Source organism: Dyella sp. (assembly GCF_035508675.1).
Lineage (GTDB): Bacteria > Pseudomonadota > Gammaproteobacteria > Xanthomonadales > Rhodanobacteraceae > Dyella_B.
Window position 1 is genome coordinate 26,503 of sequence record NZ_DATJMN010000187.1, and the last position, 6,015, is coordinate 32,517.

The following is a 6,015-nucleotide window of genomic DNA, read 5'->3' on the forward strand; positions in this document are numbered from 1 at the left end:
ATGAACAAGATCATCGAACAGTTCGAAGCCGAGCAGATCACCCGCCAGCTGCCGGAGTTCGGCCCTGGCGACACCGTGGTGGTCAACGTCAAGGTGAAGGAAGGCAACCGCGAGCGCGTGCAGGCGTTCGAGGGCGTCGTGATTGCCAAGCGCAGCCGCGGCCTGCATTCGGCCTTCACCGTGCGCAAGATCTCGCACGGCACGGGTGTGGAACGCGTGTTCCAGGCACACAGCCCCAGCATCGAATCGGTGCAGGTGAAGCGCAAGGGCAAGGTGCGCGGCGCCAAGCTGTACTACCTGCGTAATCTCGAAGGCAAGGCAGCGCGCATCAAGGAAGATATTGGCGCTTCCACGTCAACCGATTGATTTCAGCCTATGCTGTAGACACGAGACCCGCGGAGCGATCCGCGGGTTTTGTTTTCCTTCCTGCGTCAAAGCACGTAGGGATGAAGGCAGGGCCCCCCAGGGACTTGAGTCACCGAAGTGATCAGCCTTCTGGGGCGACGCTGCGCCAACGCACTGCGCATACTCAAGCAGGCGCTGCGCGACGCCGGCGACAAGGACGTAACGGAGGTCAGACCGCTGACATCGCTACACGTTCACCATGAGCGGCTGCGGCTCCTGCAGGAAGTTGCCCTGCACGAAATCCACACCGCAGGCGAACAGCAGCGACGTGCTGGCGGCATCTTCCACCCATTCGGCTACCGTCAGGCGCTTCATTTCGTGCGCCTGCTGGCAGATCTCGGTGATCTTTTTCTGGTTTTCCGGGTGTTGCGGCAGGTCGGCCATGAAACTGCGGTCGATCTTCAGGTAATCCGCATCGATATGGCTGAGTAGCTGGAACGAATTGAGGCCTGAGCCGAACTGTTCCAGCGCAAAGGAGCCGCCGAGTTTCTTCCACGCGCTGATGAACTCCTGCGCGGGCCGTAGCATCGTCACCACCTTGCTCTCGGTCATTTCCAGCACCAGGCGGCCGTGCTTCAGGCCGGCCTGTTTCAACACGCGATCCAGCCACGGCAGCAAATTGGCTTGCTGTTGCATGGAATCCGGCGTGAGCTTGACGAAGAACGTGGTCGGAACGCCGTGCCGGTCGCGCGCCTTGAGCGCATGGATGGCCTGGTTGAGCACCCAGCGGTCGATCTCGGCATTGAGGCCGTATTTCTCCGCAATCGGCATGAAGAAGCCGGGCGAGACTTCGCCCTGCGGACCGTTCATGCGCAGCAGAATTTCGGAATAATCGCCTTCGGCGTCCTGCAGGCTGATGGTCTGCTGGTGATAGAGCGCGAATTCGTTCTGCGTGAGCGCGCGACGCAGCAGGTTCAGCCAATTGCGCTCGCGTTCGGAGTCGGCCTTTTCCCTGGCGGCCGGATCGTGCAGTTCGCTGCGATTGCCGCCCTGGCCCTGTGCGCTGCGCAGCGCCTGGCCGGCCTGATTCAGCAGCATCTCGGCGTTGGCGTTCTTCTCGCCCAGCAGACTGCCCCCGATGCTGGCAGTCAGCGTGATCGATTGGGTGCCGAGGTCGAAGATGCCGCTGGAAACGGCTTTTTGCAGGCCATCGATCCAGGTGCGTATGGCTTCGTCGGTTTCCGTATGCAGGATCACGCCGATGGTGTGTTCGGCGAGCAGGCCGGCGATGTCTTCCTGTCCAAGCTGACTGCTGACGCGACGCGCGAAGGCAGCCAGCAGTTCGTCGGCCTTGCCCAGGCCAACGTTGTTGACGATATGCGCCCAGTTGTCCGGCTCGATCAGCAGCATCGTCTGGCCTTTGCGGCCCTCGCTGGCGGCGGCCACGGCGTTGTCGATGCATTCCAGCGTGCGTGCGCGGTTGAACAAACCGGTGACCGGGTCGCGCTGCAGTTGCTCCACCAGTGCCGGATCGATCTGCTGCCGCCGGAACACGATCTGCAGGCAAGGCTCGCCTTCGAAGGTGGCATGCGCGAACTCGGCCGTGGCCGGGAAGGTACTGCCATCCGCGCGACGTGCGTGCAGCTCCAGGCGGTATTCGGCCTTCTCGCCCTTCGACAGCGCACGCAATAGGCCCTTGAAGGCTTCCGCGTCGGCCGGACCGATCAGGTCCAGTACCGGCAGGCCCAGCAGGTCGTCGTAGTCGGTGTAGCCGAACGTATCCAGATAAGAGCGGTTGGCGCGCACATGCATGCCTTCGTGCACGTAGGCGATGGGATCGTTGGACGAGTCCAGCAAGGCATCGCAGCGACGCTCCGACTCGCGCAGCGCAGTCTCCAGCCGCCGTACCTGGCGGCGTGCGTGCAGCGATTCGAATTCGCGCCGGATGACGGTGATCAGCTGCTTGGGCTGGCTGCGCGAACCGACCCCATGCACCACCCCGTCCTGGAACATGTCCGCCACGCTCTGCTCGTCGATTTTCGCTACGCAGGCGATCAGGGCGATGTCGCGGGAACTGGCGTCAATCTGCTGGGCGACGCCGCGTAACGACACGCCGCTGACGGTCGGGTTGTACAGGACCACGTCGGGACCGAGTTCCTCCAGCGCGGAATGGACCTGTTCGATGGTGGTGGCCCGCGAGGGGCGAACGGCAATACCTGCGTTACGCAACAAGGTGTTGATGTGTTCCGCGTCCTCGACCGAATTCTCGATAAAGAGGATCTTGATGACGGAGTCTGTCTTCATGGGCGCGTCGCGCTTTCCTTCGATAAGGGCTGCTCGCGCGGAAGGCATCCGAGAGCTAGCCGGCACTCACTATAGGGTGTTTTAACGGATTCCTTGCAGACCCGCCAGCATCCATGCGTGCATTGGTGACGAAGTGCAGGCATACGGTTGCCCGCCGCCTGTTTTTCGTCAAACACATGCCCGCCAGGCTGGCCTGTAAGGACCGGTCAAAGCGGCCGCTTGGACGGATCGCCACCTACCTCGCGCACCAGCTTGGGTACCAGGTATCCGGGCAGGCGGCCACGGATGTGCTCGATCAGCGCCCGCGCCTGGGTATCGGTCACCTCGAAATGCGCCGCGCCCTGCACGCGATCGAGCTGGTGCAGATAGTATGGCAGCACACCTGCGGTAAACATGCGCTCGGACAGCGCTATCAGCGTATCGGCATCGTCATTGATTCCCTTGAGCAGCACCGCCTGGTTGAGCAGCATGGCCCCGGCGTCACGCAGGCGTGCGCAAGCCTCGTCGACGGCGCTGTCGAATTCATTGGGGTGATTGGCATGCAAGACCACCACCTTGTGCAGCGGCAGCGCCCTCAACCATTCGACGAAAGCCGTGTCGATACGCTCGGGCAGTACTACCGGCAGGCGGGTATGGATGCGCAGGCGGGTGACATGAGGGATATCCGCCAACCCGCGACTGAGCTCTTCCAGCTTGCCGGTGGCCAATGCCAGCGGGTCACCGCCGGATAGGATCAGCTCGCTGATGGATGCATCCTGCCGGACGTGTTCCAGCGCCTCGCGCCATTGGCCGGCCGCCGCCATCTCATCGCCATACGGGAAATGGCGGCGGAAACAGTAGCGGCAGTTCACCGCGCAGCTGCCGCTGGCAATCAGCAAGGCGCGCCCCTGGTATTTATGCAGCACACCCTTGGCCGAACGGGCTGCCAGGTCACCCACGGCATCCGCGCTGAAGCCGGACGTCGCGCGTGTTTCGGCCAATTGCGGCAACACCTGCAACAGCAGCGGGTCGCGGGCGTCGCCCGTGCGCATGCGAGCGACAAAGCCGCGGGGCACGCGCAACGGGAAGCCGGCGTCGTCGGCAGGCAGGGAATCGGCAAGCTGAGTCAGGCCCACCGAGGCCAATAATTCGTGCGCGTCGGTAATGGCTTCGCGCCATAGCGCGCGCCAGTCGGGCTCGGGCAGTGATAGGCGGGCAGCGTGGCTTGCGGTTATCATGATAAGTCTTGAACCGGGCTCAGGCCCGGGAAATGCCTATTCTAGCCGCCCGCCAGCGGCATCACATCTGGAGCACAAAGCGCATGGCCACCGCCGGTCTCAACGACGTCAAGAAGGGTATGAAGATCCTTCACAACAATGACCCGTGGGTCATCACCGACGCCGATTTCATCAAGCCCGGCAAAGGTCAGGCATTTACCCGCATCTTCATCCGTAACCTGAAGACGGGCCGCACCACCGAACAGACGATGAAGTCCAGCGACAGCTTCGAAGTTGCCGACGTCGTCGATACCGACATGCAATATCTGTATTCCGACGGCGAATACTGGCACTTCATGCAGCAGGAAAGCTTCGAGCAGCACCAGGCCGGCAAAGTTGGCGTGGGTGAGGCGGCCAAGTGGCTCAAGGGTGAGGAAGAGTGCGTCGTCACGCTGTTCAACGGCGAAATCATTGCGGTACAGCCGCCGAACTTCGTGGAGCTCAAGATCACCGAGACCGATCCGGGCCTGCGCGGCGATACCTCCGGTGGTGGTGGCAAGCCGGCAACGCTGGAAACCGGCGCCGTGGTGCGTGTGCCGCTGTTCGTCAGCACGGATGAAGTGATCAAGGTCGACACTCGCACTGGCGAGTACGTCAGCCGCGTCGGTAAGTAACGTACGGGTGCGAAGCACGCAATATAGTGAGCGCAGTCTTCGCAAGGACGATAAGCAACCCTACGGGGCGGTCCATCGTAAGATGTGCCGCCCCGTTTCACATCAACTCCCTACAAAAGAACGCCATGACGACCCAGACCGCGCCGCAGCCTGTGGATGTACTCATCGAGGCCCGTTGGGTCATACCGGTCGAACCGCGCGGCGTCGTGCTGGAGCACCATGCGGTGGCAATCCATGCCGATCGCATCGCGGCCATCCTGCCGATTGCCGAGGCACGCAGTGCGTATGCGCCGCGCGAGCGGGTCGAACTGGGCGAGCACGTGCTGATTCCCGGCCTGATCAACACGCATACCCACAACCCGATGACGCTGATGCGCGGTCTCGCCGATGATCTGCCGCTGATGGTCTGGCTGCAGCAACACATCTGGCCGGTGGAAGCCAAGGTCATCGGCCCTGAGTTCGTGCGCGACGGCGTGGAATTGGCCATCGCCGAGATGCTGCGCGGCGGCACCACCTGCGCCAACGAAAACTATTTCTTTCCGGATGCCATCGGCGCGACCTACCGCAAGCACGGTTTCCGCGCTGTCATCGCCTTGCCGGTGATCCAGTTCCCCACCGCATGGGCACGCACGCAGGACGAATACTTCGAGCGTGCCGGCGAAACCCACGACAGCTTCCGCAACGATCCGCTGATTGGCACGGCATTCGGGCCGCATGCGCCGTACACCGTGTCCGACGAATCGTTCGAACGCATTCGCGTATTGGCCGACCAGCTTGATATTCCCGTGCACCTGCACCTGCATGAAACCGCGCACGAGGTGGATGAGGAACGCAAAAAGAGCGGCTTGCGCCCTTTCCAGCGCTTGCAGAAGCTCGGTCTGGTCAACGATCGCCTGATCGCCGTGCATATGACCCAGCTTACCGAGGGGGAAATTGCCGCATGCGCCGAAGCCGGCGTGTCGGTGGTGCATTGCCCGGAATCCAACCTGAAACTGGCCTCCGGGTTTTGCCCCGCGGAAAAGCTGCGCAAGGCCGGTGTGAACGTTGCGTTGGGCACCGACGGCACCGCCTCCAACAACGACCTGGACATGTTCGGCGAAATGCGCACTGCCGCGCTGCTGGCCAAGGCAGTCGCCGAGGATGCCGCTGCATTCGATGCGGAGTATGCGCTGCGCACCGCCACCATCCAGGCGGCCAAGGCGCTGGGCCTGGATACCGACATCGGCTCGATCGAAGCGGGCAAGCAGGCAGACTTGGCGGCCATTCGTCTCAGCGATCTGGAAACCCAGCCCTTGTTCCATGCGGTGTCGCAGCTGGTTTACGCCACCGGCCGCCACCAGGTCACCGACGTATGGATCGCCGGCAAGCGCAAGCTGGCCGCACGCGAGCTGGTGGATATGGATCTGGACGGCATCATGGCGCGCACCCATGCCTGGCGGGAGCGCATTGCCGCATTGGATCCAGCATGAAGCGTTTTCTCGTCATGCTGATGCGTC

The 6,015-nt window shown here is 62.6% G+C and carries 5 protein-coding genes; 3 read left to right on the forward strand and 2 right to left on the reverse strand.

The features are described from left to right. Positions 1–366, forward strand: a complete 366-nt coding sequence (rplS, locus tag VMA74_RS10240) for a 50S ribosomal protein L19 (protein WP_325366660.1) — start codon at positions 1–3, stop codon at positions 364–366. A gap of 225 nt (positions 367–591) precedes the next feature. Here the strand turns inward: rplS and VMA74_RS10245 are convergent, their stop codons facing one another. Together VMA74_RS10245 and epmB are read right to left on the reverse strand one after the other, a co-directional pair. Then, the gene (locus tag VMA74_RS10245; RefSeq protein WP_325366661.1) at positions 592–2,649 is read right to left on the reverse strand and encodes a GGDEF/EAL domain-containing response regulator; all 2,058 of its coding nucleotides are present in this window, start codon (positions 2,647–2,649) and stop codon (positions 592–594) included. A 206-nt stretch (positions 2,650–2,855) separates the two neighbouring features. Further along, on the reverse strand, positions 2,856–3,866 hold the full coding sequence (gene epmB, locus VMA74_RS10250; RefSeq protein ID WP_325366662.1) for an EF-P beta-lysylation protein EpmB: 1,011 nt from the start codon (positions 3,864–3,866) through the stop codon (positions 2,856–2,858). A gap of 83 nt (positions 3,867–3,949) precedes the next feature. On the opposite strand from epmB, the gene efp reads away from it, so the two are divergent. Beyond that, positions 3,950–4,519, forward strand: coding sequence for an elongation factor P (gene efp, locus VMA74_RS10255; RefSeq protein WP_325366663.1), 570 nt, complete (start codon positions 3,950–3,952; stop codon positions 4,517–4,519). Positions 4,520–4,644: 125 nt separating this feature from the next. Continuing rightward, a complete protein-coding gene (locus VMA74_RS10260) occupies positions 4,645–5,988 on the forward strand; it encodes a TRZ/ATZ family hydrolase (RefSeq protein ID WP_325366664.1) in 1,344 nt (447 codons plus the stop codon). Positions 5,989–6,015 lie beyond the last annotated feature (27 nt).

Coding starts and splice junctions, on each gene's coding strand:
- rplS (WP_325366660.1), top strand. CDS start 1: ATGAACAAGATCATCGAACAGTTCGAAGCCGAGCAGATCACCCGCCAG.
- VMA74_RS10245 (WP_325366661.1), bottom strand. CDS start 2,649: ATGAAGACAGACTCCGTCATCAAGATCCTCTTTATCGAGAATTCGGTC.
- epmB (WP_325366662.1), bottom strand. CDS start 3,866: ATGATAACCGCAAGCCACGCTGCCCGCCTATCACTGCCCGAGCCCGAC.
- efp (WP_325366663.1), top strand. CDS start 3,950: ATGGCCACCGCCGGTCTCAACGACGTCAAGAAGGGTATGAAGATCCTT.
- VMA74_RS10260 (WP_325366664.1), top strand. CDS start 4,645: ATGACGACCCAGACCGCGCCGCAGCCTGTGGATGTACTCATCGAGGCC.